The sequence below is a fragment of the Erythrobacter sp. HI0063 genome, from assembly GCF_001635685.1.
Classification (GTDB): Bacteria; Pseudomonadota; Alphaproteobacteria; order Sphingomonadales; family Sphingomonadaceae; genus Qipengyuania.
Genome location: NZ_LWFF01000319.1, coordinates 15,049 through 39,971 on the forward strand (window position 1 = coordinate 15,049; position 24,923 = coordinate 39,971).

The 24,923-nt window shown below is 64.8% G+C and carries 30 protein-coding genes and 1 tRNA gene; 11 read left to right on the plus strand and 20 right to left on the minus strand.

Annotated elements, in window-relative coordinates; all coding sequences use genetic code 11:
- Positions 1-2: 2 nt before the first annotated feature.
- From A3736_RS12590 to argH, 4 genes are all read right to left on the minus strand, one after another.
- Positions 3-791: a bifunctional precorrin-2 dehydrogenase/sirohydrochlorin ferrochelatase gene (locus A3736_RS12590; RefSeq protein ID WP_067683488.1), complete on the minus strand. Its 789-nt coding sequence runs from the start codon at positions 789-791 to the stop codon at positions 3-5.
- The gene (gene lysA / locus A3736_RS12595) at positions 788-2,050 is read right to left on the minus strand and encodes a diaminopimelate decarboxylase (RefSeq protein WP_067683490.1); all 1,263 of its coding nucleotides are present in this window, start codon (positions 2,048-2,050) and stop codon (positions 788-790) included. The genes A3736_RS12590 and lysA overlap by 4 nt, the downstream gene beginning before the upstream one ends.
- A gap of 90 nt (positions 2,051-2,140) precedes the next feature.
- Positions 2,141-2,380, minus strand: coding sequence for a hypothetical protein (locus A3736_RS12600; RefSeq protein WP_067683492.1), 240 nt, complete (start codon positions 2,378-2,380; stop codon positions 2,141-2,143).
- Complete coding sequence (argH, locus tag A3736_RS12605; RefSeq protein WP_067683494.1) at positions 2,377-3,753, minus strand: argininosuccinate lyase; 1,377 nt, start codon at positions 3,751-3,753, stop codon at positions 2,377-2,379. The genes A3736_RS12600 and argH overlap by 4 nt, the downstream gene beginning before the upstream one ends.
- Before the next feature lie 16 nt (positions 3,754-3,769).
- Here argH and A3736_RS12610 point away from each other — a divergent pair, with 16 nt between their 5' ends.
- Positions 3,770-4,348 (plus strand): TlpA disulfide reductase family protein, encoded by a 579-nt coding sequence (locus A3736_RS12610; protein WP_233999379.1) that lies wholly within the window; start codon positions 3,770-3,772, stop codon positions 4,346-4,348.
- A gap of 12 nt (positions 4,349-4,360) precedes the next feature.
- On the opposite strand, the gene A3736_RS12615 is transcribed toward A3736_RS12610, so the two are convergent.
- Positions 4,361-4,436 (minus strand) — tRNA-Val (locus A3736_RS12615).
- A gap of 89 nt (positions 4,437-4,525) precedes the next feature.
- On the opposite strand from A3736_RS12615, the gene A3736_RS12620 reads away from it, so the two are divergent.
- Complete coding sequence (locus tag A3736_RS12620) at positions 4,526-5,503, plus strand: asparaginase (protein WP_067683496.1); 978 nt, start codon at positions 4,526-4,528, stop codon at positions 5,501-5,503.
- Positions 5,504-5,525: 22 nt separating this feature from the next.
- Here A3736_RS12620 and A3736_RS12625 read toward each other — a convergent pair whose 3' ends face one another.
- From A3736_RS12625 to fmt, 3 genes are read right to left on the minus strand one after another with little or no spacing between them, the layout of a single operon-like run.
- Positions 5,526-6,638 carry a zinc-binding dehydrogenase gene (locus A3736_RS12625; protein WP_067683498.1) on the minus strand — a complete coding sequence of 371 codons (1,113 nt, stop codon included), beginning with the start codon at positions 6,636-6,638 and terminating at the stop codon, positions 5,526-5,528.
- Between the two features lie 25 nt (positions 6,639-6,663).
- Positions 6,664-7,434, minus strand: a complete 771-nt coding sequence (gene truA, locus A3736_RS12630; protein ID WP_067683500.1) for a tRNA pseudouridine(38-40) synthase TruA — start codon at positions 7,432-7,434, stop codon at positions 6,664-6,666.
- A gap of 4 nt (positions 7,435-7,438) precedes the next feature.
- Complete coding sequence (fmt, locus tag A3736_RS12635; RefSeq protein WP_067683502.1) at positions 7,439-8,347, minus strand: methionyl-tRNA formyltransferase; 909 nt, start codon at positions 8,345-8,347, stop codon at positions 7,439-7,441.
- A 52-nt stretch (positions 8,348-8,399) separates the two neighbouring features.
- Here fmt and recR point away from each other — a divergent pair, with 52 nt between their 5' ends.
- Genes recR through A3736_RS12650 form a run of 3 tightly spaced genes read left to right on the plus strand, consistent with a single transcriptional unit; the run spans position 8,400 to position 9,815 of the window.
- A complete protein-coding gene (gene recR, locus A3736_RS12640) occupies positions 8,400-8,996 on the plus strand; it encodes a recombination mediator RecR (protein WP_067683606.1) in 597 nt (198 codons plus the stop codon).
- 31 nt (positions 8,997-9,027) lie between these two features.
- Positions 9,028-9,594, plus strand: coding sequence for a peptide deformylase (gene def, locus A3736_RS12645; RefSeq protein ID WP_067683504.1), 567 nt, complete (start codon positions 9,028-9,030; stop codon positions 9,592-9,594).
- A complete protein-coding gene (locus A3736_RS12650; RefSeq protein WP_156502115.1) occupies positions 9,591-9,815 on the plus strand; it encodes a hypothetical protein in 225 nt (74 codons plus the stop codon). The genes def and A3736_RS12650 overlap by 4 nt, the downstream gene beginning before the upstream one ends.
- A gap of 31 nt (positions 9,816-9,846) precedes the next feature.
- On the opposite strand, the gene A3736_RS12655 is transcribed toward A3736_RS12650, so the two are convergent.
- The gene (locus tag A3736_RS12655; protein WP_067683508.1) at positions 9,847-10,245 is read right to left on the minus strand and encodes a ferredoxin; all 399 of its coding nucleotides are present in this window, start codon (positions 10,243-10,245) and stop codon (positions 9,847-9,849) included.
- Positions 10,246-10,349: 104 nt separating this feature from the next.
- Here A3736_RS12655 and A3736_RS12660 point away from each other — a divergent pair, with 104 nt between their 5' ends.
- Both A3736_RS12660 and A3736_RS12665 read left to right on the plus strand, forming a co-directional pair.
- Complete coding sequence (locus A3736_RS12660) at positions 10,350-11,813, plus strand: DNA recombination protein RmuC (protein ID WP_067683510.1); 1,464 nt, start codon at positions 10,350-10,352, stop codon at positions 11,811-11,813.
- Between the two features lie 288 nt (positions 11,814-12,101).
- Positions 12,102-12,311, plus strand: coding sequence for a hypothetical protein (locus tag A3736_RS12665; protein ID WP_067683512.1), 210 nt, complete (start codon positions 12,102-12,104; stop codon positions 12,309-12,311).
- Between the two features lie 39 nt (positions 12,312-12,350).
- On the opposite strand, the gene A3736_RS12670 is transcribed toward A3736_RS12665, so the two are convergent.
- The 7 genes from A3736_RS12670 to A3736_RS12700 form a co-directional block, all read right to left on the minus strand.
- Positions 12,351-13,172 (minus strand): RNA methyltransferase, encoded by an 822-nt coding sequence (locus tag A3736_RS12670; protein ID WP_067683514.1) that lies wholly within the window; start codon positions 13,170-13,172, stop codon positions 12,351-12,353.
- Between the two features lie 25 nt (positions 13,173-13,197).
- Positions 13,198-13,476: an HPr family phosphocarrier protein gene (locus A3736_RS12675; protein ID WP_067683609.1), complete on the minus strand. Its 279-nt coding sequence runs from the start codon at positions 13,474-13,476 to the stop codon at positions 13,198-13,200.
- 38 nt (positions 13,477-13,514) lie between these two features.
- On the minus strand, positions 13,515-13,952 hold the full coding sequence (locus A3736_RS12680; protein WP_067683516.1) for a PTS sugar transporter subunit IIA: 438 nt from the start codon (positions 13,950-13,952) through the stop codon (positions 13,515-13,517).
- 94 nt (positions 13,953-14,046) lie between these two features.
- Positions 14,047-14,952, minus strand: coding sequence for an RNase adapter RapZ (gene rapZ, locus A3736_RS12685; RefSeq protein WP_067683518.1), 906 nt, complete (start codon positions 14,950-14,952; stop codon positions 14,047-14,049).
- Between the two features lie 49 nt (positions 14,953-15,001).
- Entirely contained in the window at positions 15,002-15,430 is a 429-nt protein-coding gene (locus A3736_RS12690; RefSeq protein WP_067683520.1) for an HPr kinase/phosphorylase, read from the minus strand.
- Entirely contained in the window at positions 15,427-17,013 is a 1,587-nt protein-coding gene (locus tag A3736_RS12695; protein WP_067683522.1) for a stimulus-sensing domain-containing protein, read from the minus strand. The genes A3736_RS12690 and A3736_RS12695 overlap by 4 nt, the downstream gene beginning before the upstream one ends.
- Before the next feature lie 7 nt (positions 17,014-17,020).
- The gene (locus A3736_RS12700) at positions 17,021-17,791 is read right to left on the minus strand and encodes a response regulator transcription factor (RefSeq protein WP_067683524.1); all 771 of its coding nucleotides are present in this window, start codon (positions 17,789-17,791) and stop codon (positions 17,021-17,023) included.
- A 264-nt stretch (positions 17,792-18,055) separates the two neighbouring features.
- On the opposite strand from A3736_RS12700, the gene A3736_RS12705 reads away from it, so the two are divergent.
- From A3736_RS12705 to A3736_RS12715, 3 genes are all read left to right on the plus strand, one after another.
- The gene (locus tag A3736_RS12705; protein WP_067683526.1) at positions 18,056-19,645 is read left to right on the plus strand and encodes a phosphoenolpyruvate carboxykinase; all 1,590 of its coding nucleotides are present in this window, start codon (positions 18,056-18,058) and stop codon (positions 19,643-19,645) included.
- Between the two features lie 298 nt (positions 19,646-19,943).
- On the plus strand, positions 19,944-20,156 hold the full coding sequence (locus A3736_RS12710; protein ID WP_067683527.1) for a cold-shock protein: 213 nt from the start codon (positions 19,944-19,946) through the stop codon (positions 20,154-20,156).
- 89 nt (positions 20,157-20,245) lie between these two features.
- On the plus strand, positions 20,246-20,485 hold the full coding sequence (locus A3736_RS12715; protein WP_067683529.1) for a hypothetical protein: 240 nt from the start codon (positions 20,246-20,248) through the stop codon (positions 20,483-20,485).
- On the opposite strand, the gene A3736_RS12720 is transcribed toward A3736_RS12715, so the two are convergent.
- Together A3736_RS12720 and A3736_RS12725 are read right to left on the minus strand one after the other, a co-directional pair.
- Complete coding sequence (locus A3736_RS12720) at positions 20,482-22,335, minus strand: DUF885 family protein (protein WP_067683531.1); 1,854 nt, start codon at positions 22,333-22,335, stop codon at positions 20,482-20,484. The two genes, A3736_RS12715 and A3736_RS12720, sit on opposite strands and share 4 nt — an antisense overlap.
- Positions 22,336-22,396: 61 nt before the next feature.
- Positions 22,397-22,822 (minus strand): DUF3597 domain-containing protein, encoded by a 426-nt coding sequence (locus A3736_RS12725; protein ID WP_067683533.1) that lies wholly within the window; start codon positions 22,820-22,822, stop codon positions 22,397-22,399.
- 125 nt (positions 22,823-22,947) lie between these two features.
- On the opposite strand from A3736_RS12725, the gene A3736_RS12730 reads away from it, so the two are divergent.
- Complete coding sequence (locus A3736_RS12730; protein ID WP_067683535.1) at positions 22,948-23,151, plus strand: hypothetical protein; 204 nt, start codon at positions 22,948-22,950, stop codon at positions 23,149-23,151.
- A gap of 19 nt (positions 23,152-23,170) precedes the next feature.
- On the opposite strand, the gene A3736_RS12735 is transcribed toward A3736_RS12730, so the two are convergent.
- A complete protein-coding gene (locus A3736_RS12735; RefSeq protein WP_067683537.1) occupies positions 23,171-23,866 on the minus strand; it encodes an energy transducer TonB in 696 nt (231 codons plus the stop codon).
- 217 nt (positions 23,867-24,083) lie between these two features.
- Positions 24,084-24,740, minus strand: coding sequence for an alpha/beta hydrolase (locus A3736_RS12740; RefSeq protein ID WP_067683539.1), 657 nt, complete (start codon positions 24,738-24,740; stop codon positions 24,084-24,086).
- Between the last annotated feature and the right edge of the window lie 183 nt (positions 24,741-24,923).

Consider the following 24,923-nt stretch of genomic DNA (forward strand, 5'->3'; position numbering starts at 1 on the left):
GCTCAGGCGTCGGATGCCTGAAAATGCAGAACGACCGTCAGACCGTCCTCGTCCTGCACCTCCGACCAGTCATCCCGAAGCACACGCTCCGCGTCCGCACGTGCTCTGACGAGGATCGCTTCGGGTATATCTCGCGGATGCACCACGCGGTCGGCGGTGCCGAGCAGGCGCGCCTGGCGCAAGGTAAGATCGTCGGGATCGGAACTTGTCAACGCGATTTCCACCGTTCCGACCGCGCCCGCGCCGCTTTCTTCCGACAGCCAGCTTGCAACGCGATCTGCGGACCCTGCATCCATCGGATCGAGCACACCGCCGCTTGCCAGGGCCTTGTCGAGCGATCGCCGGCGCTCGCCGCCATCGGGCCAGCGATCGCGCATCGCCTTTTTCGCATGCGCCAACCGTGTGGCCAGATCGCCGAGCGAGGCGGGCAGCATCCGTTCGAGCGCCAGCCGCAATTGCTTGGCGAGGCCCGCGGACGCGCCACCCGTCGCCACCGCAATCGTTATCGGACCCCGTTCGAGCACGCTGGGAAGCGTGAAATCGCACAGATCCGGCCTGTCCGCGACATTCACCAGCAGGCCCAGCCGCTTCAGCCGCAGCGTCGCCGCCTGCGCCTCGCGTTCGTCCTCCAGCGCCACGAAGCCCAGCCGCGCCTGATGCGCTTCCGCCTCGCTCACGCAGGTTCCGCCCGCGCGTTCAACCAGCCGCCGCTTCGCATCCGCCATCGTGCCCGCGCCCACCAGGACGATTCGGGCGCTCTCCAGGCGGTGCAACAGCGGCAGTCCGTTCACGTCAGCCAGTCCGGCACGCGTTCGGCGTCCATGATCGCAGCGGGTGCGATCCGGTCGGCCACCACGGCGTAGCGATCGCCGTCCACCAGCACTTCTGGCACGAAACCGCGCGAATTGTAACTCGACGCCATGGTCGCCCCATAGGCGCCTGCGCTTCGGAACACGGCGAGATCGCCTGCCGCCAGCGCGTCGCAATCGCGGTCCATCGCGAAAGTGTCTCCGGTCTCGCAGATCGGGCCGACGATATGGGCGGTGGTGCGCGTCCCATCGGGGGCGACCGCGTCGAAATCGTGCCAGGCGCCGTACATGGCGGGGCGGGCTAGATCGTTCATCGCGGCGTCGACCACCACGAAGGGCGGGCCGTTACCGCTGCGCTTAGAACGGATCACGCGGGTCAACAGCACGCCCGCATTGGCCGCGATCACCCGGCCGGGTTCGAACATCAGCCGCACGTCCCAATCCCTCGTCACGCGCGCCACCATCGCGCCGTATTCGGCGGGGCTGGGCGGCGTTTCCTCCGCCCGATAGCTCACGCCGAGGCCCCCGCCGAGATCGGCATGCGTGACCGCACAGCCGCGCGCGCGAAGGTCGGCGATGAGCGCACCCAGTTTGACGAAGGCGATTTCGAGCGGTTCGAGGCTCTGCAACTGGCTGCCGATATGGACGGCGATACCGCGCATATCGAGCCCGTCTTCCTCGGCGAGCGCTGCGTAGAGCTGGGCGGCACGGTCATAGGGAACGCCGAACTTGTTTTCGCTCTTGCCGGTGGAAATCTTCTCGTGGGTACGGGCATCGACATCCGGATTGACGCGCAGGGCGCATCGCGCCGTAACCCCCTGGCGGCGCGCGATCGCGGCGAGCTCGTACCCCTCTTCCTCGCTTTCGATGTTGAACTGCCCGATCCCGGCTTCGAGGCCTTGGAGCAGTTCGGCGTGCGTCTTTCCGACACCGCTGAAGACGATATCTTCCGGCTTCATGCCCGCCGCCAGAGCGCGCGCCAATTCACCGCCGGAGACCACGTCCGCCCCGTACCCCTCGTTCGCGAGCACGCGCAGGACGGCGAGATTGGGGTTCGATTTGACGGCGAATGCGATGTGCGGATTGTCGAGCGCGCTCAGCCCGTCGCGGAACACGCGGGCGTGGCGGACCAGAGTGGCGCGCGAATAGACATAGACGGGGGTGCCGACCTCTTCGGCGATCCTGGGGAGCGGTACGTCCTCGGCGTGGAGGATGCCGTCGCGAAGCTGAAAGTGATCCATATTCGGCGCCTCTGGCGAAGCTTCGCGCCGCTGTCGAGCAAGCCTTGCTTCGCCCCGGGAAATCCCCTCGCTACAAAATGGTGGTGAGCATCATTCCGGCGGCAGGTCGAAGGGATCGTCCTCGCGCTCTTCGCTGCGACGGCGCAGCTCCACGCTGCGTTCCGGTGCCGCCTGCGGATCGAGTTCGAGCAGATCCTCGGCCTCGGGCCGTTCCGCCGTCCCGTAAGGGGCGGGCGGCAGGCTTTCGCCCGGCGGCGGTTCGAGCGCGGCCTGCTGGCCGCACGCGGCGAGCAATCCGGCTCCGGCAAGGACGAACAGGCTGCGCATCATGTCTCCATCCCCAGATCCGAGCGCGCTTCGGCGACCCGTGCCCGTACCTGATCGGGCGCGGTACCGCCATAGGATGCGCGCGCGGCGACCGAAGCATCGACCGACAGGGCATCGAACACGCGGGCATCGATGCGCCTATCGATATCCTGCAAATCCGCGAGCGGGAGAGAGTCCAGCGCCACGCCCCGGCTTTCGGCCAGCTTCACGGCGGCGCCGGTGATGTGGTGCGCTTCGCGGAACGGAATGTCCGCCTCGCGCACCAGCCAGTCGGCGAGATCGGTGGCGGTGGCGAAGCCCATTTCCGCCGCCTGCCGCATCCGGTCGGTCTTGAACTCGCTATCGGCGATCATGCCCGCCGTGGCGGCAAGGCAAAGGTCGAGCAGGCCCGCCGCTTCGAAGACGGGCGGCTTATCGTCCTGCATGTCCTTGGAATAGGCGAGCGGAAGGCCCTTCATCGTCACCATTAGCGATGTCGCGCAGCCGATGATCCGACCGGCATGGCCGCGCACCAGCTCGGCCGCGTCGGGGTTCTTCTTCTGCGGCATGATCGAGCTGCCGGTCGAAAGCGTATCGGGCAGGCGCACGAAGCCGAAAGGCTGGCTGGCCCACAGGATCAGCTCTTCGGCAAGGCGCGAGAGATGGATCGCGCACTGGCTGGCGGCGGCGAGGTAATCCATCGCGAAATCGCGATCCGACACGGCATCGAGGCTGTTGCGTGTCGGACACTCGAAACCGAGCGCCTGCGCCGTCGCATCGCGATCGATCGGAAAGCCCGTTCCGGCCAGAGCAGCGCTGCCCAGCGGGCATTCGTCCATCCGCGCCCGCGCATCCGCAAAGCGGCTGCGATCACGCCGCGCCATCTCGTAATAAGCCATCAGATGGTGGCCGAGCGTGACGGGCTGCGCGGTCTGCAAATGGGTGAAGCCGGGCATGATGCTGGCGGCGTGTTCACAGGCGCGCGTCACCAGCGCACGCTGGAGCGCCTCCAGCCCCGCTTCGGCCCGCGCGGAGGCTTCGCGCACCCAGAGGCGGAAATCGGTCGCCACCTGATCGTTGCGGCTGCGCGCGGTGTGGAGCCGCCCGGCGGCGGGACCGATGAGATCGGACAGGCGCGATTCCACGGTCATGTGGATATCTTCGAGATCCCAGTCCTCGGGCACCCCATCGCGCTCGTATTCCTCGGCGATCCGGACCAGGCCCGCATCGATCGTCCCGGCGTCCTCGCGCGAGACGATGCCCTGATCGGCAAGCATGGCGACATGGGCGCGGCTGCCCGCGATGTCCTGCCGCCAGAGTGCCTTGTCGAACGGGATCGAAGCGTTGATTTCGCGCATGATCGCGCTAGGCCCGGCAGCGAACCTGCCGCCCCACATCGCATTGGAGCCCGCCTTGTCCGCTTTTTCGCGTTCGTCCTCGCTCACACTCGCTCTCGTTCTGTTAGCCGGTCTGGGCGGTTGCGATAGGGACAGCGCCGAACCGGCGCAAGAAACTCCCGCCACCCCGTCCGCCGCGCCGAGCGGCGAAATCGACCGCAGTCAGGCGGGGCAGCTGATGCCCGCGGTCAATCTGGCGCACCCTGATGGCCGCACGCTTAATCTGGGCGCGCTTCAGGGCAAGCCCGTCCTGCTGAACCTGTGGGCGACCTGGTGCGCGCCCTGCGTCAAGGAAATGCCCCTGCTAGACGATCTGGCGAGCGATTACGACGGCGATCTGCGGGTCCTCGTCGCCAGCCAGGATTTGCAAGGCGCCGAAGTCGTCGAGCCGTTCTTCGCCGAACGCAATTTCGCCTATCTCGAACCGTGGCTCGACACCGAAACCGCCTTGAGCTTCGCGCTGTCGGGCAATCTGCCGACCACGGTGCTCTATGATGCTGGCGGGCGCGAGATATGGCGTGTGACCGGCGATCTCGACTGGGCGGACCCCGAAGTACGCGCTGCGATCGATGATGCGATCGGGCGGGAGAATTGACCTGAGGGGATATGGTGGGCGCTGACGGGCTCGAACCGCCGACCCTCTCGGTGTAAACGAGATGCTCTACCAACTGAGCTAAGCGCCCGCTTTCCGATCGGAAGCGTGCCGTGCACATAGCGCGGCGGACATGAAATGCAATTGCCCGGTTCGGGCACCGAATTTTAGGGCACAGACATGACGACCAGGCTCACCGTCCTCGCCACCGGCGGCACCATTGCCGGGATCGCGGGCTCCGCGATCGCAAAGGATTATCGCGCGGGAGAGATCGGGATCGAGGCCTATCTCGAAGATGTCGGCGCCTTGGGATTGGAAGCGGACCTATCCGGGCGCCAGATCGCGAATATCGATTCGGCGGATATCGGACCCGATGTCTGGATCCCGCTCCACGAGGCCATTCTCGAAGCGCTCGCCAGCGAGGCATGCCAGGGCGTGATCGTGACGCATGGGACCGACACGCTGGAAGAGACCGCCTTCCTGCTCGACCTGACGCTGCCCGCGACCAAGCCGGTGGTGCTGGTCGGCGCGATGCGGCCTGCCGATGCGGTGGGGTATGACGGCCTGCGCAATTTCGCCAATGCGGTGCGGGTGGCGAGCGATCCGCAGGCTGCGGGGCGCGGCGTGCTGGTGGTGATGGGGGACCGCGTCTTCGCCGCGCGCGACGTGCGCAAGGTGAGGACGCGCGGTTCGGAAGCGTTCCGCGGCTTCCCGCGCGAATCGCTCGGCCTGGTCAGCCCCTCCGCGCTCGAATGGTTCGGCGCGCCCTGGCGCCCCAACGCGGCGGCGCGCTTCGCATGGGTGGACGAATTACCCGAAGTGGCGGTCATCCATGCGCATGCCGGGCTGACGGGCGAAGCGGTCGAGCGGATGGTGGGCACGGCGGCACGCGGCGTGGTGATGGCGGGCGTGGGCGAGGGGAACTTCCCCGAAGCCGTGCGCGCGGCCTTACGCCGGATGCGGGATCGCGGCGTCTTCGTGGTACGCGCCAGCCGCGCGGAAGAGGGGCTGGTGGACCGCGAGCCGGACGACGATAGCAACGGCTTCGTCGCCGCGCGGGCACTCAATCCGCAGAAAGCGCGCCTGCTGTTGCAGGTGCTGATCGCGAACGAGATCACCGACCTCGCCGCGATCCAACGCGCTTTCGACGGGAATTGACCGATCGGGTTCAGGCCCCCGATCAGGCCTGCGGCGTGACCAGATATTTCTCGCCGGTCTTCATCTGGCGATAATCGAGGATCGCGTCCTTCGTCAGCATCTCTTCCAGCGAGACCTTCTTCTTGTAAGAGCTGGCGAAGGTCGTCGTCAGATTGTCGAGCACGCGCTGGCGCATCCGCATCACACGCTCCATGCCCGCATTCTGGAGGAACGGGGTCAGCAGCCAGCCGGACAGCGTCCAGCCGAAACCGTAGCTCGGCGTCAGCGTGGTGGGACCCATGTCGAGACGGCCGTAGATGAACATCCGCTTCTGCTGGTTCGACCCGTAGCGCGAATATTCTGTCATCTTGGCGACCGCGACCTGCTCCATCGCCTTGAAGCAATGGTCGACCATCTTGCCGCCACCGATGGGATCGAAGCCGTAGAAGGCATCCGTCGCGTCGATCGCGTCGCGCAGCTGCGCGGCGAAATCGCCTTCCGAGGAATCGACGACGTATTCGGCGCCCTGGTCTTTCAGCATCTGCGCCTGATCGGGCTTGCGCACGATATTGACGAGCTTGATGCCGTCTTCCTGACAGATGCGGTTGAGCATCTGGCCGAGATTGGACGCGCCGACCGTGTGGAGGATGGCGTTTTGGCCGTCCATCTTGGCATTCTCGACGAAGCCCAGCGCTGTCATCGGATTGACGAAGCTCGACGCGCCTTCTTCCGCGCTGTGATCGCCCAGCGGCAGGCACATGGTGGCATCCGCGATCGCGTATTCGCTGAAGGCGGTGCCGGGGACGCAGGCGACGCGCTGCCCCATCAGCGCCTTGGCCATGTCGCCGTCTCCCGTAGCGACCACGGTGCCCGCGCCTTCATTGCCGGCCGGAAGCCGCCGGCCGTGGCGCGCCTTGGAACCGGAATTGAACGGTTCGGGCATTTTGGCCACGACCTTGCCGGGGGAATAGTCCGCATTCTCGAAATCGGCAGCGCCGGTCAGGATGGCGAGGTCCGACGGATTGATCGGCGCGGCTTCCATCTTCACGAGGACCTGATTGTCCTTGGGTTCGCGAAAAGTGCTTTCCGCGATTTCGAGCGTGAGCGTGCCGTCCGCTTCGAGCGTGGTGAAGAGTTGCTTGCCTGTCGTGGTCATCCTTGGGTCTCCTTTTGCCACTCGCCTAGGGTGTCGTATCCGGTGACACAAGCGGAGCGGGATAATCCGCCCGCACGAAATAGAGCCCGTGCGGCGGAGCGTTCAGCCCCAGCGCCTGGCGATCGCGCGCCGCCAGTGCCTCGCCGACGCGGCCTTCGTCCCACCGCCCCATGCCGACGAGGGCGAGGCATCCCACCATCGAGCGTACCTGGTGATGCAGGAAGCTGCGCGCCTCGGCATGGATGCAGACTTCCTCGCCGTTGCGTTCGACAGCCAGCCGGTCGAGCGTCTTGACCGGGCTGTCCGACTGGCAATGGACCGATCGGAAGGTGGTGAAATCGTGCAAGCCGACGAGCGCCTGTGCGGCGCGGTGCATGGCTGCCGCGTCGAGATCCTGCGGCACCTGCCACAGCCGGTCCTTCTCCAGCGTCAGCGGCGCGCGGCGGTTGGCGATGCGATAGACATAGGCGCGGCCCGTACAGGAAAAGCGCGCGTGCCAGTCGTCCGGCACGATCTCGCAGTGCGTCACCGCAATCGGATCGGGGCGTAGATGTGCGTTCAGCGCCTCCATCAGGCGGAAGGGCGTGATGTCCTTCGCGATATCGACATGGCTGCGCATGGCGAGCGCGTGGACGCCCGCATCGGTGCGGCCCGCGCTGTGCATCCGCACCTCCTCGCCCGTGACGCGCATTGCGGCCTCTTCCACCGCCTGTTGGACGCTCGGCCCGTCCTTCTGGCGCTGGAGGCCGAAGAAGGGCGTTCCGTCGAATTCGAGAGTGAGAGCGAAACGGGTCATGCGGTCAGTCGAAAATAGTCCCCGCGGCCACCTTGTTTCCTCGCAGGAAAGTTTCGAGATCCATCTTCGGCTTGCCGGCACGCTGCAATTCGAGCGGGCGCAGTGCCCCTTCGCCGCATGCGATCGTCAGTTGCGCGTCGAGGACCTCGCCCGGCGATCCCTCGCCATCGACCTTTTCGGCCCGGAGCACCTTTACCCGGTCGCCGTCCAGTTCGAACCACGCGCCGGGGAAGGGCGACAATCCGTGGATCTGCCGCACCACTTCTTCCGCCGGGCGCGACCAGTGGATCCGCGCCTCGCTCTTGTCGATCTTCGCGGCATAGGTCGCCTTGTCGTCGTCCTGCTCCAGCGGATGCAGCGCGGCGAGATCGATCAGCGTGCCGACCATCAATTGCGCGCCGATCTCGGCCAGTTCCTCAGTCAGCTCGCCGGTCGTCTTGTCCTCGACCGGCGTCCTGGCAAAGGCCAGCATCGGCCCGGTGTCGAGGCCCGCTTCCATCTGCATGATGGTGACGCCGGTCACCGGATCGCCAGCCATGATCGCGCGGTGGATCGGCGCGGCGCCGCGCCATTTCGGCAGGATCGAGGCGTGGACGTTGAGGCAGCCGTGTTCGGGCGCGTCGAGCACCGCCTGCGGCAGGATCAACCCATAGGCCGCGACTACGGCCACATCCGCGTCCAGTTCGGCGAAGTGTGCCTGTTCCTCGGCGGATTTGAGCGAGGTCGGATGGCGCACCTCGATCCCCAGATCCTCCGCGCGGCTTTGGACCGGCGAAGGCGTCAATTCGCGCCCGCGCCGTCCGCCGGGGCGGGGCGGCTGGGTGTAGACGCACACCACATCGTGCGCGGCATCGACCAGCGCCTGCAATGTCGGCACCGCGAAATCGGGCGTTCCCATGAAGATTATGCGCATGGCGGAGGGCGGAGCCTTTCTCTGTTCGTTCCGGGCCCCTATCTACAGGGCCATGGCATCGCAAGAAATCGAAACGCTCGCTACGGCGCTGGCGCGCCTGCCGGGTCTTGGGCCGCGCAGCGCGCGCCGCGCCGTTCTGTGGCTGGTCAAGCGGCGCGAAAGCGCGCTGCCGGCCCTGCTTGAGGCCTTGGCGCAGGTCGGCGAGGCGCTGGTCGAATGCGACATCTGCGGCAATGTCGATACGCGCAATCCCTGCGGCATCTGCTCCGATCCGCGCCGCGATGCGAAATCGCTCTGCGTGGTGGAGGATGTGGCGGACCTTTGGGCGCTCGACCGGGCGAAGCTGTTCACCGGGACCTATCACGTGCTGGGCGGGCGCCTGTCCGCGCTCGACGGTGTGCGGCCCGAAGATCTCAACATCGCCGCGCTGATGCAGCGGATCGAAGCGGGCGGGGTGGACGAAGTGGTCCTCGCCATGAATGCCACGCTGGAGGGTCAGACCACCGCGCATTACCTCGCCGAACGGCTGGAGGATTTTCCGCTGCGAATCACCCAATTGGCGCACGGCCTGCCCGTCGGGGGCGAGCTGGACTATCTCGACGAGGGCACTCTGGCGCAGGCTTTGCGCGCGCGGCGACCCGTCTCTTGAGAATCGCGCGGGTCGCGCTTATCTGACGCCGATGGCTATCCGTGAAATCCTCGAAGTGCCGGACCCTCGGCTCAAGACCGTCTCGACCCCCGTCACCGAATTCGACGACGAGTTGAAGACGCTCGTCTCCGACATGTTCGACACGATGTACGATGCGCCCGGCATCGGCCTCGCCGCCATCCAGGTCGGCGTGCCCAAGCGCGTTCTCGTGATCGACCTCCAGCCCGAAGATACCGAGGCTGAGGGCGAGGTGTGCCACCATAACGGCCACGAACACATGCACTATCCGACGAAGAAGGAACCGCGGGTGTTCGTGAACCCCGTAATCCTCGATCCGGCGGAGGAGTTGGCGAGCTATCAGGAAGGCTGCCTGTCGGTGCCCGACATCTTCGCCGATGTCGATCGCCCGGCGCATTGCCGTGTGCGCTATCAGGATCTCGAAGGGGAAACCCACGAAGAGGATCTGGATGGCCTCATGGCCACCTGCATCCAGCACGAGATGGACCATCTCGAAGGCATTCTCTTCATCGACCACCTTTCGCGCCTGAAGCGGAACATGGCGCTGAAGAAGCTCAAGAAGCTGCGCGAAGCCGCTTGAACGAGCCCGACGGGACTCCGCCTGCGCCCGCCATGGGCTGGCACACGGCCTCCGTCGCGGGGCTGCTCTACGCTTTGCTGATGTGCACCTGGAAGCGGATCGACGAAGGTACGGGGTTCGACGAATTGGCGATCCGCTTCGCGATCTATTTCGTCGTGTTTACGGTCGGCTTTCGCCTTTTGATCAATCTGTGGCTCAAACATCGCGGGGCCGGACGCTAGTCCAGCCCCGCAAGGTTCTCGGAAGCCTTGATTACCGGTCCATCGTGTCGAGCGCCTTGCGCACGTCCGCCAGGATTTCCTCGCACATTTTCGCACAGCGCTTGCAGTGCGCATCGTCATGCATGCTGCACAATTCGTGGCAGGCCTTCACCGCTACCAGAACCGCATCGCCCATCGCCTTGATCGCGGGCACGTTGCCGCCCGTACGGCGGCTGCCCATGCGGTAGAAGGCGGTGCAGGCGTCTGACGCATCGAGACAGCGGCGGATGCATTCCGCGCGCTCGCCCGCATTGGGTTCGGCGAGGCAGGCATCGGCGCAGCTGTTCATGATGGCCGCACCATACATGGTGTGCTTGACCGCCTGGCCGAGCTCGTCGGTATAGCCTTCGCCCACTTGCGGGTGGTCCTGGATCATTTCCTTGATCGACATATTTTAAATCTCCTTTCCCTATTGAGCGGACGGGGCTGGGGATTGTTCCGTGCCGATGCGTCGCCGGACTTTCCTACTCAAAGCGTTCCAGCTATGTTCCGGGTATGGATAGTATTGCGATCGTCTTCGTTCTGGCCGCCCTTCTCATCGGCCTGGGGCTCGGTTTCTTCTTCGGCTCGCGCCCGGTGGCGGAATGGAAGGCCCGCCATGCCGCGCGCGATTCCGAAGCGCGCGAGCTGGATGCGAAATATCTGCGCACCTTCGCCGATCTGGAAGCCGCGCGCGAGCGGGCGGGGCGGGCTGACGCGCTTGCGGAGGAGCTGCGGGAAACGCGGGTTTCGCATGAGGGGGCGCTGGAGGATCTGCGACGCACCAATGGCGCGCTGTCGTCCGAACTTGCGACCCTTCGCGAAAAGACCGCCAATTTCGACGAGCAGAAGCGCCTGCTGGTCGAAGCGCGCGAGGAGTTATTGAAGGAGTTCCAGAACACCGGTTCGGCCGTCCTGGGCAAAGCGCAGGAGGCGTTTCTGGAACGTGCCGCCGAACGCTTCGGCCATTCGGAGCGGTCTTCGGAAGAGAAGATCCGCGCGCTGCTTCAGCCGGTCGGCGATCGCTTGAAGAAATACGAAGATCAGGTCGCCGCGCTGGAGGAAAAGCGCACCAACGCCTTTTCCTCGCTCGCCAGCCAGATCGAACAGATGCGGCTGGGCCAGGAGGAAGTGCGGCGCGAAGCGCAGCGGCTCGGCAATTCTCTCACCAACGCGCCCAAGGCACGCGGCCGCTGGGGCGAGCGGGCGCTGCAGAACGTGCTCGAACAGTCGGGCCTCGCCGAACACACCGATTTCCATCTCGAGCATTCGATCGACACGGATGAGGGCCGTTTGCGGCCCGACGCGATCGTCAACGTGCCGGGGCAGAAGAAACTGGTGATCGACGCGAAGGTGTCGCTCAACGCCTATCAGGCCGCGTTCGAGGCGGATGACGAGGACGAGCGGCGTCGCCATCTCGATCAGCATGCGCGGTCCATGCGGGGCCATGTGCAGACGCTCGGCTCCAAGAGTTATCAGAGCCAGTTCGACGATGCGCCGGATTATGTCGTCATGTTCGTGCCGGGCGAACATTTCGTCGCCGCCGCGCTTGAGCATGATCCTGAATTGTGGGATTTTGCCTTTCGCAACAAAGTCTTGCTGGCGACGCCGACCAATCTCGTCGCCATCGCACGCACGGTCGCGCAGGTCTGGCGCCAGGATACGATCGCGCGCGAGGCAGTCGAGATCGGTAAGGCGGGGGCGGAATTGTACGACCGTCTGGCGATCGCGGCGGAGCATATGAAACGCGTCGGTGGCGGGCTCGAAACCGCAGTCACGAACTATAACAAATTCGTCGGCAGCTTCGAACGCAATGTCCTGTCCGCCGGAAGGCGTCTGTCGGAAAAGGGCATTGAAATCGGCAAGCGAGAGATCGAGGATATTCCGCTGGTCGAAGGCACGCCGCGCTATACGGCCAATGATGTCGAAGCGGAAAACGATGCACCGCGTCTGGAAAAGGTGAGCGATACAGACGCCTAGCGATGTCTCCGGTAATTGGATCGATAAGAGGCTTGGAGCCCGTCGTTTTTAACGGGCTTGTCCTGTTCGGCCTTTTAATCTTCGAATAACCATAGGAAATCGTACCCGGATCGGTCCCAATCGTTTTGCGTCGGCTTGCCTTTGAAGGACGCATCCCGTATTTAAGGACAAGTCGCAATCGAACGTGACCAAGGCACGCCTCGGCGATTTAGAACAGAAATGCCCACATCGTTCGGAACATACAGTCCTTTCGCCCGTCATTGCGGTGAGAGACAAGGAAAGGTTTTTATGCTTATCAAGAAACTGGCAATCGGCACTGCCGCTGCTTCGCTCATCGCGGCCCCGGTCGTCGCGCAGACCGCCCCCGTCACCGGTGAATCGGAACTCGGCGGCGAAAGTATCACGCCCGCATTCATCGTTCTCGCCATCGGCGCGATCGGTATCGGCGTTCTGCTTCTGACCGACGACGATGATGACGATGCTCCGATCAGCGCCTAAGCGCTAAGGACATTCGAAAAACATTGAACGCCCGGCCCTTCAAGGCCGGGCGTTTATCGTTTCCAGAACCTCGTATCCCAGCACAGCCGCAGCGATCGCGGCGTTGAGACTGTCCGCACGGCCCATCATCGGCATAGTGACTCTCAGATCGCAGGCGTCTTCATACGCTTGCGGCAGGCCCCGGCTTTCGTTCCCGACCATGATGAAACACGGCGCGCTGTAAGGTGCACCACGATAGGGTTGCGCATCGCGCAGGCTGGCGGCCACCAATTGTCCCGCAGCACCGCCGTCCGGCCCGCGAAGCCATTCTTCGAATGCCTCCCATGGTGCCTGCGCGATACGCTGAGTGAAGATCGCGCCCATGCTGGCCCGCACCGCTTCGACCGAGAAGGGATCGGCGCAATCGTCGATCAGGATCAGGCCACCGGCACCGATCGCATCGCCCGTGCGCAACATGGTCCCCAGATTGCCCGGATCCCGCAGCGCCTGTGCCACCAGCCAGATATCGGCGGACGATCTTTCGATCCGGTCGAGCGACGTGTCGAATTCCGTGAACACACCCGCGACGGCCTGCGGATTGTCCTTACCCGTGATTTTCGCAAGGATATCCGGCGCGGTTTCGATCACTTCGCCGCCCGCCGCTACGACCTCGCGTTCGAGCGCGTCCAGCAGCGGGTGCGCATCGCGCGCGCTCGACAGCACCAGCGTTTCGGGGATGTGGCCGCATTCGCGCGCATCGGTCAGAAGGCGCAGGCCCTCCGCTAGGAAACGCCTCGCCGCCTTGCGGCGTTTTTTCTCGCGCAGGGCGCGCAAGGCTTTGACGGTGGGATTGGAAAAACCGGTGATCTGGCGACGTGTCATCGAGCGGATCTCTCGCGAGGACGCCTCAGCTCTCGCCGAAACCGTCTTCGATCATCGCGGCGAGGTCGTCGGCAATGCGGGGCGCATCCGGCCCGGCGACGATAAGTTCGACCGTATCGCCTTTCGCAGCGCCCAGCATCATCAGCCCCAGGATCGATCCGCCGGCAGCCTTCGTCCCGTCCTTCGCCACATGGACCTGCGTTCCTTCGGGCAGGGCAGCGACGGCGGCCACGAATTTCGCGCTCGCCCGTGCATGCAGGCCGCGCTGGTTGACGATGGTGAGCGTGCGCCGGTCTTCGCCCATGCTGGCGTCGCCGCTCACGTCGCCGCTCACGTCGCCGCTCACTGGGCCTGCTTCCGCTCGGCCGCTGGCGGCGCTTCGTGCTGGCCGAGAAATTCCGACGCGACCGTGATGTAATTGCGCCCCGCCTCGCGCGCGGCATGCACCGCTTCGGTCACGCCGAGCGTCTTGCGCGCACCGGCCAGCCGGATGAGCATGGGCAGATTGATCCCGGCGATCACTTCGACGCGGCCCGCTTCGAGCAGGGAGATCGCCAGATTGGACGGCGTGCCGCCGAACAGGTCGGTCAGAACGATAACGCCTTCGCCGCTATCGGTTCGCGCGATCGCCTCTGCGATTTCGCGGCGGCGCAGTTCCATATCGTCGCTCGGCCCGATGCAGACCGTGGCGATCTGGTCCTGCTCGCCCACGACGTGTTCCATCGCATCGATGAAATGCTCGGCGAGATTGCCGTGGGTGACGAGGATCATGCCAATCATGCGAACCGTGCTGACTTCCGTTTCTGGTTCAAGCTTCGCAGCGAGACTGCGCCCATGATGATGACTGGATGCTGAGTCAACCGAAAGGGCCTGCTCAGGGAACCGGCCCTTCGACCGTATCGGCGGCCCGCGCGGCGAGATCGCGGTGGAGCAGAGTGGGCTCGTAACCCTCGTCCAGCAGGCGCTTGAAGAGGGATTCTGCAGAAAAGACCGAGCGGTGCCGCCCGCCCGTGCAGCCGAAGGCGACCGTCAGGTAGGCACGACCCTGCGCCGCGTAGAGGGGGATCAACGACTGGACCAGAGCGGCGATCTTCTCGAAAGCGGTATCGAAGGCGGGATCGGCTTGAATATGCGCGGCCACCGCCGGATCGCGTCCGGTCTGTTCGCGCAGTTCGTCGATCCAGTGCGGATTGTCGAGGAAGCGCATGTCGAAGACGAGATCCGCGATCGGCGGCATGCCGCGCGCAAAGCCGAAACTGGTGACGGTGATCGTCAAGGCGCCGGAAGGATCCTGCGCAAACCGTTCCCGCATCGCCTGTTGCAGATGGTTGCGGCCATAGCCCGTCGTGTCGATCACCATTTGCGCCCATTCGCGCAAGGGGGCGAGCAATTCACGTTCGGCGCGGATTCCCTCGCTCACCGGTCGTCCCTGGGCCAGCGGGTGGCGTCGGCGGGTTTCGTTATAGCGGCGCTCGATTTCGGGACTGGCACAATCGAGGAACAGCGTGCCGACCGACAGATCGGATCGCTCGGTCAGATCTTCGAACTGCGCTCTGATCTCGCTGGGCACGAAGCCGCGGGTGCGGGCATCGACGCCGATCGCGAGCGGCGCGCAATGGCCCTCGCTGCGGGCAAGCAGGTCGGGCAGCATGCGGATCGGGAAATTGTCGATCGCTTCCCACCCCAGATCTTCGAGGGTTTCCAGCGCCGTGCTTTTGCCCGCCCCGGACATGCCGGTGACGAGCAGGATCTGCTGCGGAGCGGACGATTCGGCGGTCATCGCGCGAATATCGAAGCCGCGCCCGAAAAAGGGAAGCGGTTAGATGCGGTCATCCCAATCCGTGCAGCCGCAGGGCATGTTCCGCGCGCAGCGCCTGTGCGGCATCGCCCGTACGGAAGGCGATCGCAGGCAGCGCGATATCGAGCAGGCTGCGCTTCTCGATTTCGGGAACGCGCGATGCATTCGGATCGAGCCGAAGGATCAGGGTCAGTCGCGCCGAAACGGCGGGAAACTCCACGATCCCGGCTCCGCGTACCTCGATCAGGCCCCGGATCGCATCGGGCGGGTGGGTCCATATGTCCCCTCCGCGCCGCTCCAGCATGACGCCGTCATCGCCCACGAGCTGCGCGCCGCGATCGATCAGCAGCAGCGCGAGCGTGGATTTTCCGCTCCCCGGCGGCCCTTCGATCATCAGTCCCCGATCGCCCAGCGCGACGCAGGTGACATTGGCTAGCGGCTCGAAATGCGCGCCGCTCATCCTTCGCGCAGTGCGGGCAGGTTGAGGACGAGGCAGGCGCCGTTTTTCCCGTCGGGGCGACTTTCCGCCATCAAGGTTCCGTCATGGGCTTCGGCGATTGACCGCGCGATGGCGAGGCCGAGGCCCGAATGGTTGCCGAAATCCTCGGCCTGCGGGCGGTGCGAATGGAAGCGCTGGAACACCTGTTCGCGCCGCGCTTCGGGGATCCCCGGCCCCTCGTCGCACACGCTCAGAGTGATCCAGTTGTCCGCTCGCGCAAGATCGATAGTGATGGCGCCATCAGGGGGCGAGAACGACACCGAATTGTCGAGCAGGTTGGAGATGACCCGCTCCAGCCGCGAAGGCTCGCCATGAACCCGATATCGGCCTGGCTCGGCATCGAAGAGGACGTGGCGCCCTTCGTTTTCCGAGCGATTCTCGCGCGATCCGATGATGTTGGTGACCAGACTGGCGAGATCGACCGTCTCGAAGGTGGCGCGCGACAGCTCGGCGTCGATCCGGCTGGCTTCGCTGATTTCGGTGACGAGCCGATCGATGCGGCGCACATCGTGGGTGGCGATGTCGAGCAATTGAACGCGCAGCTCCGGATCGTCGACCCGATTCAGCGATTCGGTCGCGCTTCTGAGGCTGGCGAGCGGATTCTTGATCTCGTGCGCCACGTCCGCGGCGAAGCTTTCGACCGCATCGATCCGCATCCGCAGCGCATGTGTCATGTCGGAGATCGCGCGTGCCAGCATGCCGATCTCGTCGCGCCGGTCTGGCAGGCGGGGCACCTCGACCTGGCGATCGCGGCCCTGCCGCACGCGGACGGCAGCCTGCACCAGTTCGCGCAAGGGCCTGACGATGGTCTGGGCGAGGAACAGCGACAGCATCGTCGATACGAACAGAGCCAGCAGCGTCACCAGCGCCACGGTCGATCGCGCTTCGCGCACGCGTTCAGTGATGTCGATGGGATTGCGGGTGATCAGCAGCGTCTCGCCGTCGAGGCCGACGGGCGCGGCGGCGTTGATGACATGCGTTCCGTCCGCCGCATCGCGCAGCACGATCTGGGTCAGGCTTTCGCTGCGCGCTCGGTCGAGTTCGGGCCAGGCATTGGCGTTATCCACCTGCGGTTCGCGGTAATCGGGCAGGGGCGGTGCGCCCACCACCCGGTCGAACCAGCGATCGAGCGTCAGGGCGAAGTCGCGATTGTCCTCGGGCACGGCATCGATCGAGAATGTCGGCGCGGACAGGGCGAAACTGTCGCCCTCCAGCTCGCCATCGGCATCGTAGAGCCGGATGCGCAGGCGCTGTTCCTTGCCGATCTGGATCAGCAGGGCTTCCTGGCGTGCATCGGTCGCCCCGGCTAGCGCCTCGGCCGTGATCTGCGCTTCGACCAGGGCAAGTTTGAAGCGCTCGTCAAGCAATTGCTTGCGATAGAAGTCGAGATAAATGACCCCGCCGCCCAGCAGCACCAGCGGCAACACGTTCACGAACAGGATGCGGCTGGTAAGCGAGAGGCGCCGCGACCAGCGCGGTTTTTCCGCCGCCGGATTGGGGCCCGGCCCGTCCCTCAGGACATTGCTGCGCGCCGGATCGGCCATGGATCGGTCAGCTTTCGGCGAAGCTATAGCCCGCGCCGTAAAGCGTATCGATGGCGGAAAACTGCGGATCGACGCTGCGGAACTTGCGTCGCATGCGCTTGATATGGCTGTCCACCGTCCGGTCATCGACGAAGACGTCGTCCGGATAGGCGGCGTCCATCAGCTGATTGCGGCTCTTGATGACGCCGGGGCGCACCGCAAGCGCTTCGAGGAGGAGAAATTCAGTCACCGTCAGGGATACCGCGCGGCCGTCCCACGTCACCTTGTGGCGTGCCGGGTCCATCACCAGCCGCCCGCGTTCCAGCACTTCGCTGGGGCGGGGCGCTTCGGAAGGGCTTCCCGGCTCGTCCGGCAGGTCGATATCGCTGCGGCGCAGGATGGCGCGCACGCGGGCGAGAAGAAGGCGCAGGCTGAAGGGCTTCGAAATGTAATCGTCCGCCCCCATGGCGAAGCCCGCTTCCTCGTCCTGCTCGTCGTCCTTGCTGGTGAGGAAGATCACGGGGAGGGCGGAATGTTCGCGCAGGCGGCGCAGCAATTCCATTCCGTCCATGCCTGGCATCTTGATGTCGAAGACGGCGAGGTGCGGCGGATTTTCGAGCAGCGCCTTCAGCGCCGCTTCCCCTTCGGAATAGACGCGGGTGGCGAAGCCTTCGGCCTGCAACGCGATCGATACCGAGGTGAGAATGTTGCGATCATCGTCCACCAGCGCGATCACGGCCTGCGAGGCGGTGCGCTGGGGCGCCGGTTGAGCGGTTTCGAGAGGTGCGTCCTGAGTCACAGGGCACAGCTAATCGCTTTGGCGCGGCAAGACAATCGCGAGGCCCTGCCGGATCGACCGCCGAGGATGTCAAAATGGGTGAAAAGCGCAGCGTTTCATCCATCTGTCGCAAACCGGGGCAGACCTGCCGAGGGGAATTTGACGGACGCCTGTGCGCGCTTTATGGGCCAGCGTAAGGTCTGCGCATTCGTATGCAAGTGCCGCCCGCACTTCTTCGCATGCCGGTCCGTCCCAGACATCGAAACTCCCGCCCGGAGACACGCAGTGACCGCTTCGCTTTCCCACACGCTTGCCGACCAGGGTATCGCCACCGATGCCGCGATCCACGCCAATCTCGATTCGGCGCAGCTGACCGCAGCGGCTCTCGAAAACGGCGAAGGGCGCCGCGCCAAGCATGGGCCGCTGGTGGTCGAAACCGGCAAGCACACCGGCCGTAGCGCGAAGGACAAGTTCATCGTCCGCGATGCCGAAACCGAAGAGACGGTGTGGTGGGACAATAACGCGTCGATGACGCCCGAACATTTCGCCGCGCTGAAGGACGATTTCCTGGCTGCGCTCAAGGACAAGGACGCGCTCTATGTCGCCGACCTGTTCGGTGGGTCGCAGCCCGAATACCGCGTCAATGTGCGCGTCATCAACGAACTTGCCTGGCATAACCAGTTCATCCGCACTCTGATGGTGCGCCCGACGGCAGACGAGCTCGAAGGCTTCGTGCCCGAATACACGATCATCGATCTGCCCAGCTTCAAGGCTGATCCCGAACGGCATGGCTGCCGCAGCGAGACGGTCATCGCGGTCAATCTCAGTGAAAAGCTGATCCTGATCGGCGGCACGCGCTATGCGGGCGAGATGAAGAAGAGCGTGTTCGGCGTGCTCAATTACCTGCTTCCGCCCCAGGGCGTGATGCCGATGCACTGTTCGGCCAATATCGGCCCGGACGGCAAGAGCGCGGTGTTCTTCGGCCTTTCCGGCACGGGCAAGACCACGCTCAGCGCCGATGCCAGCCGTACGCTGATCGGGGATGACGAGCATGGCTGGTCGGACACGGCGGTCTTCAATTTCGAAGGCGGCTGCTACGCCAAGATGATCCGCCTGAACCCGGAAGCCGAGCCCGAGATCTTCGCGACGACGAAGATGGAAGGCACCGTCCTCGAAAACGTGGTCATGGACGAGAATGGCGAGATCGACCTCGACGACAACACACTCGCGGAAAATACGCGCGGCGCCTATCCGCTCGAATCGATCCCAAACACGTCGGACGAGAATATGGGCCCGCCGCCCTCGAACGTGATCATGCTGACCGCCGATGCCTTCGGCGTCCTGCCCCCGATCGCGCGGCTGACGCCGGACCAGGCGATGTATCACTTCCTGTCGGGCTACACCGCCAAGGTCGCGGGCACCGAAATCGGCGTGACCGAGCCCGAGGCAACCTTCAGCACATGCTTCGGCGCGCCCTTCATGCCGCGCCATCCCAGCGTCTACGGCAATCTCCTGAAAGAGCGGATCGCCAAGGGCGACGTGGCCTGCTGGCTGGTCAATACCGGCTGGACCGGAGGCAAATACGGGGTCGGCAATCGTATGCCGATCAAGGCAACCCGCGCGTTGCTCAACGCCGCGCTCGACGGGTCGCTCAACGAGGCGGAATTCCGCAAGGATCCCAATTTCGGCTTCGAAGTTCCAGTCGCCGTTCCGGGCGTCGACAGCGGCATCCTCGATCCGCGCTCGACCTGGAATAATGCGGACGAATACGATCGCACCGCGCAGAAGCTGGTGCAGCTTTTCGTCGACAATTTCACGCCCTTTGCGGATCATGTCGACCAGGGCGTGAGAGACGCGGCCCCCGCCGCCGCCTGACCGGTTTCGCCCCACCGGGCGCACGAGTTGGAGAGGAGAGTCCCCGGCCGCGAGCAATCGCGGACCGGGGACCCGTTTTTCCGCCCGCCGATATGATCGTTAGGGAAACGGGCGAAAGCCTGCTAGACCATCCGGGCTGACGTCGAAATTTGCGACGGACTTCGGCTTTTGATCACCGGTCGGCTTCGTTATCGCCGAGCGCTTTTTAGACGACGACTTCCTTTCTTCGGACGACCTGACGCACGACCGCGCCGCATGCTGCGGCGGGGCAATACCTCGTTCTTGAAAGGAACACCTCATGGCCAAGACCGGCACAGTCAAATTCTTCAATTCCGACAAGGGCTATGGCTTCATCCAGCCCGACGATGGTTCGGATGACAGCTTCGTCCACATCTCCGCCGTTCAGGCGGCGGGCATGCAGACGCTCGACAAGGACCAGCGCCTCAATTTCGAAGTCGAAACCGGCCGTAACGGCAAGGCGAGCGCGGTGAATCTCTCCTCCGCGGACTGATTTTCTAAAAGGACGGCCCGTCGATCCCTCGCGATCGGCGGGCCGTTTCCCGCCTCTATTTCGCGCGCGTGCACCGAAGGACAAAGCCGATGAGCCAGACATTCGAATTCTATGACAGCCGCGCCCGCGAAGCCGCCAAGGAGGCGCGCGATGCGACGCTGGAAAATGTACGCCAGCGCAGCCTGCGTGCGGAAAAGACCTGGCGCGGCCTTGCCGAACAGGCGCGCAAGGTGAAGATCGACCGCGAACGGGCCCTGGTCGAACGCGAAGCGAAGCGCCTGGCCGAAGAGGCCGCAGCGCTCGCCAATACGGCGCCCGAAGCCGCCTAACTTCGCGCCCGCGCGATGTAGCGGTCCACGTTCTTCGCCATCACGTCGAGCGGCGCATTCCCGCCGAGCACGACGGCATCGTTGAACGCCTTGAAGTCGTAAGCATCGCCCAGGGCCGTTTCGGCTCGACCGCGCTGCCTTACGATCTCGCTATGGCCCAGCTTGTAGCCCGTGGCCTGACCGGGCCAACTGCAATAGCGGTCCACCTCGCTTACCACCTCGTCGTATTTCGAGCCGTTTTCCTCGACGAAGAACCGACGCGCCCGATCGCGGCTCCAGCGTTTGTGGTGAAGGCCGGTGTCGACCACCATCCGGCAGGCACGGAAGGCGAGGCTCTGAAGATAGCCCAATCGCCCGACCTTGAAATCGTCATAGGCGCCCAGTTCGTCCGCGATCTGTTCGCCATACAGGGCCCAGCCTTCGGAAAAGGCGTTGAAGGCCAGGATCGAGCGGATCAGCGGCAGGCGGTTGGAATATTCCCCCTCCCAGACATGGCCGGGAATGGTCTCGTGATAGGTCAGGTCGGCCAGATCGTATTTGCGGTGCAGGTCGGTGGTCCTCAGATTGATCCACATCCGGCCCGGAATCGTCCCGTCCTTGCTGCCCGCGCCGCCATAGGCTCCCGGCGCGCCGGGTTCTTCCGCCAGGGGCAGGCGGCGGACTTCGAGATTGGGATCGACCAGCGTGTCGAAGGCGCGCGGCATCTGCGCGGTGATCCATTCGATGCGGTCCTTGATAAAGGCCATGATCTCGGCCCGGCCGGGATCGCCTTCGGCGAATTTGTAGCGCGGATCCTGCGAGAGCGCCTGCATCCGCTCGCCCACCGTGCCGGTGGTATAGCCGATCTCTTTCAGGATCGGGTCCATGCGCGCATGCAGCGATGCGAGTTCTTCCAGCCCCTGCTCGTGCACCTCGTTGGGCGAGAGCGTGGTGGTGGTGCTGGCGCGCAGGGCCCAGTCATACCATTCGTCGCCCCGCGGCTGGCTCCACATGCCGGGATCGGAATCGGCCTCCGCCATTTCCAGGCGCAATTCGGCGAGCTGCGCTTCCAGCGCGGCAGCGATCGGGCCGGTCTCCAGAGTTTGCGCGCGATTGGCGTGGCTTTCGGGCATGCCTGCCTCGATCAGCCTGGCGCGCAGCGGGGCGGCGAACAGATCGCCCGCCATCGCCGACTTGATCGTCTCGGATAGCTGGGTGGTCGCTTTCTCGATAAGGAAATCGGGCGGCACCATGCCCATGGCGCGGGCCGCGCGCATCCGTTCGAGCTCGCCCGCGAACACGGCGGGCATGGCTTCCATCCGCTCGATATAGGCATCGGCATCGCTGCCGTCCTTCAGCGGATGCGTTGAATCCATGAAGCGCGGCAGGTCGAGATAGCTGCCGACATTCTGGATCACGACATAGGGTGCATTGCGCCAGCTCCCCACGGCGACATCGCCATAGGGCAGGGCGAACCCGTCGAGCGCGGTGGAATAGGCGCTCTGGACGACGTCCAGATTGGTCACCGTGTCCGCATCCAGCCCTTCGCGCGGGAAGGCGCGGACCCGATCGAGATCGCGGCGCAGCGTGGCGGCATAGAGATCCTGGCCGGTTTGGGACTGGTCCTCCAGTCGGGCGCGCAATTCGGCGTATCGCCCGGTATCGACGCCGAGCGAGGTAGCGCGTTCGGGTTCGTGTTCGAGGAGATTGTACGCCGCCACTTCCAGCAGGCGTTCGGCGCCGATCGCCTGTGCCTGGGCGATGGCCTCGGGACGAGCGGTGGCGGCGCATCCGCCGAGAGTGAGCGCGGTCGTCGCGCCGAGGCCTGCGAGGGCCTGGCGACGGGTGATGTCGAAGCTTTTGGATGTCATGGGCGCGGGTGTGCGCGCCGAGCCCTGACCTGTCAATTAATCGAAAATACCCGGCCGATCCTCAGTCGAGATATTCGGGCGGCACCTTCCCGCCATGCGCCGCCAGTTCGCGCATCGTGCGCCTGTGCAACCAGACATTGTCTTCCGCCGAGCCTTCGTAATCCTCGCGCCCCAGCTCGCTGGCGAGCGCCTTGCGGCTGGCATAATCGGAATCGACATTGATCAGCTTGAGCAGGTCGACGATCGAAGTGCGCCAATTGAGGCGATCGGCGCCGGGCATCGAATCGAGGTGGTTTTCGACGTCGACGGTGTCGATCGATTGCCGTTCGACCACCGGCGCGTCGGCCCAGGCATTACCGGTCTTGGGCGCGGGCTTGCCAGCGGGAGCCGTGCCGGGCTTGGCAGCGGGTCGTGCAGCGGATGGAGCCTGCTTAGCAGGCTCGTCCTTGCCGAAGATCGCGTCCTTGATCGAACTGAAGATACCCATATCGCAACCCTTTCGGTGGTGCGCGCATGATCGCGGCGCATTCGCAGGAAGAACGGGTGTTGGCGAGACGCGTTCCGCAGCTTTGCGCTTCCTTTCGCCGTCCCGTCGCGGCTAGGATGCGGGGCATGACCGATGCCGTGCTCTCGATCGTCGTCCTGCTGGCCATCGCGCTGATCGTGGGCGCGGTGTTCGCCTATCGTGGCGGGTATCGCCGCCAGGCGGTGTTGATGGTTATCCTGGCGCTTGTCGCGGGGATGAATGTGGCGATCTGGACGGTCCCGAACGAAGCGGGCGAAGCCCCGCTCGACCGGATCGAGCGGGGCCGCTGAGGCCGCTTCGGCTGGCGGATTAGTCCGGCAGCACCCAGCGCACCGCGCTTTCGTAACTGCCAGCGATCGGCTCGCCCGAACCGGTGCGCGCCGGCTGGAACTTCGCGCGCCGCTCCAGTAATTGGCAGGTCGCCTGATCGAGCGCGGAATGGCCGGTCGATCCGGTGATCGTGCAATTGGTCACGCGGCCATTGGCGGCGATTTCGAGCCGGAAGCGCGCCGTACCGGTCATCTCGCGGTTGATCCATGACGAACGGTAATCGTCCGTGCTGATCCAGGCGGAAGGATCGTTGCGCGGCTTCGCGCCGACCGAAGGGCCGACCGGAGGCTGGGTCGGCGTGACGCGCGGAGTCGGCACCGGATCGAGGCCGAGCGTCGGGCCGGGCCGCGGCACCGGGGGCGCGGGCGGCAGGATGATTTCGGTCGAATCGAAACGCGGCGCGGGGACCGGCAGGTCGAGCGGGGGTTTGGGGATGACCATCGGCGGAGTGACCTGCGCGACATCTGGCATATTATTGGTCGGCTCTGGCGTTGGTTCCGGCGGAGGGGGCGGCGCATCCTTGATGTCATAGGTCGGGATGAATTCGTCGGGGGGCGCAAGCGTCCCCGAAACGGTCAGTCCGGTGACGATTGCCACGCCGACCGCAGCGTGGATGGCGACGACCCCAGCCATGCTGGCGGGCGACGGGCGGCGGGTCTGGTCGAGATAAGCCATATGCAAGATCCTCTTCCTTTCGCAGCCCGCTTGTTTTGCGACACGATGGGGCGGGCTTACGATGAGAGGATGTTACAACATTACTGGGATGGCAAGCGGTTTCGCGTTGCGGTTTGCAACCGACCGGGCCTCTGTATGGCCAATACGAAAAACCCTCCCGCCCTAAAACAGGGCGGGAGGGTTCGATATCAGACGGATGTGCGCCTTTCAGGGCGCGTCACTTGATCGGGCAGCTCGGGTCGAGGCGGAAGTCGAGATAATTGTCGACCGAGGCCATCAATTCCTTCTGCTCGTTTTCGAAGAAGTGATTGGCGCGCGGGATTTCCTCGTGATGCACGGTGATGTGCTTTTGCGTGCGCAGCTTTTCCACCAGCTTGGTGACCGCCTGGGGCTGCACCACCGTATCCTGCGCGCCGTGGATGAAGATGCCGCTGGCTGGGCAGGGGGCAAGAAACGTGAAATCGTACATGCTCGCCGGGGCGCCGACGCTGATCCAGCCACGGATTTCCGGACGGCGCATCAGCAATTGCATCCCGATCAGCGCGCCGAAGCTGACGCCTGCGACCCAGGTGGTCTGCGCTTCGGGGTGGATCTGCTGCACCCAGTCGAGCGCGCTGGCTGCATCGGACAATTCGCCGATCCCGTTGTCGAAACTGCCCTGGCTGCGCCCGACGCCGCGAAAGTTGAATCGCAACACGGCGAACCCGCGATCGACGAAGGTTTTGTAGAGCTTCTGCGTGATCTGTTCGTTCATCGTGCCGCCGCCCTGGGGGTGCGGATGCAGGATCATCGCTACGGGCGCGCGCGGGCGCGGGGCGGGAGAGAAACGGCCTTCGAGGCGGCCTTCGGGGCCGGGAAAGATCACGGTCGGCATCGGGTGGGGTACCTGTGCGAAAGGGTTGCGGCGCATCGCGCGTGGCGGGCGCCCGGTAGCAAGCTGGAAGTCGCGCGCTATATAGGGTTTTCCCGCAAATTCGCAATTGTTTCGAGCACGTCCCATTCCGACCCCGAACTCCGACCGCATCTATCTCGATCACGCCGCCACCACGCCGTTGCG

Coding starts and splice junctions, on each gene's coding strand:
- A3736_RS12710 (WP_067683527.1), top strand. CDS start 19,944: ATGGCCAAGACCGGCACAGTCAAATTCTTCAATTCCGACAAGGGCTAT.
- recR (WP_067683606.1), top strand. CDS start 8,400: ATGGCATCGCAAGAAATCGAAACGCTCGCTACGGCGCTGGCGCGCCTG.
- A3736_RS12675 (WP_067683609.1), bottom strand. CDS start 13,476: ATGGGCGAAGACCGGCGCACGCTCACCATCGTCAACCAGCGCGGCCTG.
- A3736_RS12735 (WP_067683537.1), bottom strand. CDS start 23,866: ATGGCTTATCTCGACCAGACCCGCCGCCCGTCGCCCGCCAGCATGGCT.
- lysA (WP_067683490.1), bottom strand. CDS start 2,050: ATGGATCACTTTCAGCTTCGCGACGGCATCCTCCACGCCGAGGACGTA.
- A3736_RS12600 (WP_067683492.1), bottom strand. CDS start 2,380: ATGATGCGCAGCCTGTTCGTCCTTGCCGGAGCCGGATTGCTCGCCGCG.
- A3736_RS12620 (WP_067683496.1), top strand. CDS start 4,526: ATGACGACCAGGCTCACCGTCCTCGCCACCGGCGGCACCATTGCCGGG.
- def (WP_067683504.1), top strand. CDS start 9,028: ATGGCTATCCGTGAAATCCTCGAAGTGCCGGACCCTCGGCTCAAGACC.
- A3736_RS12655 (WP_067683508.1), bottom strand. CDS start 10,245: ATGTCGATCAAGGAAATGATCCAGGACCACCCGCAAGTGGGCGAAGGC.
- A3736_RS12690 (WP_067683520.1), bottom strand. CDS start 15,430: ATGAGCGGCGCGCATTTCGAGCCGCTAGCCAATGTCACCTGCGTCGCG.
- A3736_RS12680 (WP_067683516.1), bottom strand. CDS start 13,952: ATGATTGGCATGATCCTCGTCACCCACGGCAATCTCGCCGAGCATTTC.
- A3736_RS12695 (WP_067683522.1), bottom strand. CDS start 17,013: ATGGCCGATCCGGCGCGCAGCAATGTCCTGAGGGACGGGCCGGGCCCC.
- A3736_RS12740 (WP_067683539.1), bottom strand. CDS start 24,740: ATGCCGACCGTGATCTTTCCCGGCCCCGAAGGCCGCCTCGAAGGCCGT.
- A3736_RS12715 (WP_067683529.1), top strand. CDS start 20,246: ATGAGCCAGACATTCGAATTCTATGACAGCCGCGCCCGCGAAGCCGCC.
- rapZ (WP_067683518.1), bottom strand. CDS start 14,952: ATGACCGCCGAATCGTCCGCTCCGCAGCAGATCCTGCTCGTCACCGGC.
- A3736_RS12720 (WP_067683531.1), bottom strand. CDS start 22,335: ATGACATCCAAAAGCTTCGACATCACCCGTCGCCAGGCCCTCGCAGGC.
- A3736_RS12665 (WP_067683512.1), top strand. CDS start 12,102: ATGCTTATCAAGAAACTGGCAATCGGCACTGCCGCTGCTTCGCTCATC.
- A3736_RS12730 (WP_067683535.1), top strand. CDS start 22,948: ATGACCGATGCCGTGCTCTCGATCGTCGTCCTGCTGGCCATCGCGCTG.
- A3736_RS12670 (WP_067683514.1), bottom strand. CDS start 13,172: ATGACACGTCGCCAGATCACCGGTTTTTCCAATCCCACCGTCAAAGCC.
- A3736_RS12625 (WP_067683498.1), bottom strand. CDS start 6,638: ATGACCACGACAGGCAAGCAACTCTTCACCACGCTCGAAGCGGACGGC.
- argH (WP_067683494.1), bottom strand. CDS start 3,753: ATGTGGGGCGGCAGGTTCGCTGCCGGGCCTAGCGCGATCATGCGCGAA.
- fmt (WP_067683502.1), bottom strand. CDS start 8,347: ATGCGCATAATCTTCATGGGAACGCCCGATTTCGCGGTGCCGACATTG.
- A3736_RS12660 (WP_067683510.1), top strand. CDS start 10,350: ATGGATAGTATTGCGATCGTCTTCGTTCTGGCCGCCCTTCTCATCGGC.
- A3736_RS12725 (WP_067683533.1), bottom strand. CDS start 22,822: ATGGGTATCTTCAGTTCGATCAAGGACGCGATCTTCGGCAAGGACGAG.
- truA (WP_067683500.1), bottom strand. CDS start 7,434: ATGACCCGTTTCGCTCTCACTCTCGAATTCGACGGAACGCCCTTCTTC.